Source organism: Stieleria sp., from assembly GCF_041595215.1.
Lineage (GTDB): Bacteria > Planctomycetota > Planctomycetia > Pirellulales > Pirellulaceae > Stieleria > Stieleria magnilauensis.
This window is the reverse complement of sequence record NZ_JBFHKV010001009.1, coordinates 1-3,151: the sequence shown is the minus strand read 5'-3', so window position 1 is coordinate 3,151 and position 3,151 is coordinate 1. Positions and strand designations below refer to the sequence as shown.

At 58.9% G+C, this 3,151-nt stretch carries 3 protein-coding genes; 2 read left to right on the top strand and 1 reads right to left on the bottom strand.

Going from position 1 to position 3,151, the window contains the following annotated elements:
• Nucleotides 1-80: 80 nt before the first annotated feature.
• Nucleotides 81-1,172, bottom strand: a complete 1,092-nt coding sequence (locus tag ABX749_RS27405; protein WP_372898830.1) for a prenyltransferase/squalene oxidase repeat-containing protein — start codon at nucleotides 1,170-1,172, stop codon at nucleotides 81-83.
• A gap of 203 nt (nucleotides 1,173-1,375) precedes the next feature.
• Here ABX749_RS27405 and ABX749_RS27400 point away from each other — a divergent pair, with 203 nt between their 5' ends.
• Nucleotides 1,376-2,599 carry a sensor histidine kinase gene (locus ABX749_RS27400; RefSeq protein WP_372898829.1) on the top strand — a complete coding sequence of 408 codons (1,224 nt, stop codon included), beginning with the start codon at nucleotides 1,376-1,378 and terminating at the stop codon, nucleotides 2,597-2,599.
• An 18-nt stretch (nucleotides 2,600-2,617) separates the two neighbouring features.
• On the top strand, nucleotides 2,618-3,151 hold a 534-nt coding region (locus ABX749_RS27395; RefSeq protein ID WP_372898828.1), incomplete at its 3' end, for a response regulator.

The window sequence follows — 3,151 nt, the reverse complement described above, 5'->3', positions numbered from 1 at the left end:
CGCTCATCGTTCCCGAAGCACCGGAGGGCTCGCGCCCTGCCGCTAAAAAATGCTTCACAGCGTTGTCCTGCGGTTCAGCGTCACCGGCCCAACGGCCAACCGGGCAGCGTTCCGCAGGACTGAAGGGCGAGCACGGCCAACGCACTTCCCGTGTTGGAAATCAGATTACCGGCGTCGTTGACGGGGGAACGCGTGAACCACTTTCCGCTTTCGCGTTGATGGGTGAGCAACCACTCGACGCCGCGTTTCAATCGCGGATCGTCCGCCGGCACGCCCAGTTCACGGCTGATCACGATCACCAATCCGGTGCCGTACGCGTCACTGGTCTGGACATCCAAGGGTTCGCCGTCGTCGCGCTGAAGACCTTTCCAGTCGGACAAGAAACCGGACGTCGACCACCCTCCGTCGGGGCGTTGCAGGGCGAGCAGTTGCTGCAGCGTTCTCGCCCGTTGTTCGTCGTCGGCGATACCGTCGATCCGCAGCGAGCACCAAGCGATCATGGCTCGGTGATGCAGTGATTTGGGCGGGTCATGTTCCAAGTAGTGACGGAGCTTGACCAGACCCGCGCGGGCTGCTTCCGTGTCGGCATAGCCGTCCGGTGCGATCCCGACGGTGAGTGCCGCGAGCGTGACGCCGTAATGGTCGTCGATCTCCATCGGCGCATAGTCGCAATCCGGCCAAACCCATCCGCCGTCTTCACGCTGCACGGTCCACATCAGATCCAACACCTCGCGGGCGACCGGGCTGAGCTTGCCCGTGGTCTGCACGTCGTTGAACGTCAGCGCGGCAGCGACGACGATCGTCCAAAACCCTTGTCGCTCTGAGGGTGCCTTGTTCTTCCAACGCACCTTGGGGTATTGCTCGAAGAACTCACGAACCTCGCCCGAGTCCTGTTGGATCGACGCCAGAGCCGGTCGGGCGAACAGATAGGGCATGTTCGTGTGGCAGGTCACACATTTCTTTTCTTTCTGCCAGGTCAGCGCGGCACGATCCAAATAAATCGCCGCCTGCTTAGCTGAAAACTGTTCCGTCAAGGGTTCATCGGCGGTGATGGGTTCACGCTCCGCGGGGACGGATTGCAGCGTGACGATGCCTTGGGCGTGGGCGACCGAGGCGACGAAACACGAGAGGAACCCGAAAAACACCGCGGCAGCTTGTTGCTTCGTCGTCATCGATCGCCCTGTTGAGCTTGGGGAGCGTGCCTTGACGGCAGGTCGATTCATTTCTCCTGGTCCGTCAAGATTCCCGGTTTTGCCACCTAGCCTGACGAGACCTGCCAAACTATACCGTAAACTGCAGCGCTGTAGCGGATTGCGTACAGACGCTACAGCGGGCAGACGTCGCAGCTGGAACCCTCGCCAAGGAAATGCCGGTCATGAAAATACTGGTTGCCGACGACTCGGCGATGATGCGGCATGTGTTGGTCGAGTCGCTGAAACAATGGGATTATGAAATCGTCGCAACCGAGAACGGTGCCGAGGCCTGGGAGCGTTACCAACAGGAGCGTTTTCCGCTCGTGCTGAGCGATTGGATGATGCCCGAAATGGATGGGTTGGAACTGGTCACGCGGATCCGCGCCAGTCAGGCGCCCGACTACACCTACATCATCCTGCTGACGGCGAAATCGGAAAAAGAGGATTTGGTCCATGCGATGGAGGCTGGGGCGGATGATTTCCTGATCAAGCCATGTGATACCGAGGAGTTGCGTGTGCGTGTCCGCGAAGGCGAGCGGATCATCCGGCTGGAACAATCGCTGGCCGAACAGAACCGCCGACTCCGCGAAACGCAAGCCGCGTTGGTGCAAAGCGAGAAACTCGCAGGCCTGGGACAACTGGCCGCCGGCATGGCGCATGAAATCAACAACCCGATCTCCATCGTCGCCAATAATTTGTCGGTGCTCCGCCGCGAAGTCGCCGTCCTGGCCGAAACCCTTTCAAGCTACCGCCGGCTGAGTGAATCGTTGGTAGCGGCCCGACCGGATCTGGCTGACGAAATTCGTCAGTTGGAAGAGGACTGCGATTGGGAATGGACCGAAGAAAACCTGCCGCGGCTGTTTGAAAGTTCGTCCAAGGGACTCAAACGGGTTCGCGACATCGTCAATAATCTTCGCGATTTCGCTCGACTGGACGAAGCCGAACTCGATGAGATGGATATCAACGCGGCGATCACGTCGACCCTGCAAGTGCTGGCCCACAAAATGAAAGCCGGTCAGGTCTCCGTGGAAAAGTGCCTGCGCGACGATTTGCCGCGCGTGACTTGCCATCCGGCCAAGATCCATCAGGTACTGTACAATCTATTGCTAAACGGCATCCAAGCAACCGCGCCCGGTGGGCGCGTGGTTGTGCGGACGTCCGCGGACGAGGAAGGAACGATCACCGTCGAAGTGGAAGATCATGGCAGTGGCATCGAAGCCGAGCACCTGCCACGCATTTTCGATCCATTTTTCACGACTAGACCGGTCGGCGGGGGAACCGGTTTAGGCCTGGCGATCAGTTACGGGATCGTCCGTGACCATGGCGGTACGATCGAAGTGGAAAGCGAAATGGGGCGGGGAAGCACCTTCCGTGTGACGCTACCGCCACGCCCCAAAACCGAATGACATTTGCGTGGAGTGACGATGACCGGAAAGACGCCGTTGAAACATTCGATCTTAATCGTTGACGACGAACCCGAAATCCTGTTTTCGATCAAGGGTTTGTTGCGACGTGAGTTCAACCTTTACACCGCCGAAAGCGGAGCGGAAGCGTTGGAGATCCTGCGCGAGCATCCCATCCACGTCGTGATGACCGACCAACGGATGCCGGAGATGACGGGCGTCGAATTCATTGGCAAGGTGAAATCGGAATACCCCGATGCCATCCGCATGGTGTTCACCGGCTATGCCGACATCAAAGCGGTGATCGACGCGATCAACAAGGGAGGGCTGTTTCGCTACATCACCAAACCTTGGGACCCCGACGAATTGGTGGACGTGCTACGCGAAGCCGCCGCCGAATATGACCGTTTGGTCGAACGACGACGGCTGTTGGCGGACCTGAAAGAACACCTTGGACAGGGCCAAGATTATGCCAAGCGACTCGTCGGTCAGACGACCGAAGCCAAGGAGGTGAATCGATACCTCGAAAATGCGACGCAACTTCTGACCCGACTT

Coding starts and splice junctions, on each gene's coding strand:
- ABX749_RS27405 (WP_372898830.1), bottom strand. CDS start 1,172: ATGACGACGAAGCAACAAGCTGCCGCGGTGTTTTTCGGGTTCCTCTCG.
- ABX749_RS27400 (WP_372898829.1), top strand. CDS start 1,376: ATGAAAATACTGGTTGCCGACGACTCGGCGATGATGCGGCATGTGTTG.